The 442-nt window shown below is 57.7% G+C and carries 1 protein-coding gene; it reads right to left on the bottom strand.

The genetic code is table 11. From position 1 onward, the window contains the following. A partial coding sequence (locus A3730_RS09665; protein WP_197477405.1) for a trimeric intracellular cation channel family protein occupies positions 1-181 on the bottom strand: 181 nt, incomplete at its 3' end. Between the last annotated feature and the right edge of the window lie 261 nt (positions 182-442).

Genomic DNA, 442 nt, shown 5'->3' on the forward strand with positions numbered 1-442 from the left:
GGTGTGCCACCCAGGTCAGCGGATAATGCCCGAGCAGCACATCGCGGATGGAACCGCCCCCCATGGCGGTCACACAGGCCACCATCACCACCCCGAACAAGTCCATACGCAGCCGCCCCGCCGCCAATGCGCCGGTCATGGCTTCCGCCGTAATACCTATCAGATACAGCGCTAAAAGCATCGTCATCGCCCTTGCCTCACAGCATTTCCTGTCGCCATCTTGAATTACAAATGAAAACCATTATCATCCACCGCCTGTGATTTTCGCCAGGTATCCCCCAGCCATCACATGCTCCGGTGCCCGCCAACCTGCGTGCACCGCCACTGCATTTCATTATTTCCGGGGGAAACCATGTCTGATTTGCGTTTTTCCGTTCTGGCGACCAGCTTGCTACTGGTGTCCGGCACGGCCTATTCCGAAACCACCGCCAACGACAGTCCA

This window comes from Alcanivorax sp. HI0044 (assembly GCF_001634945.1).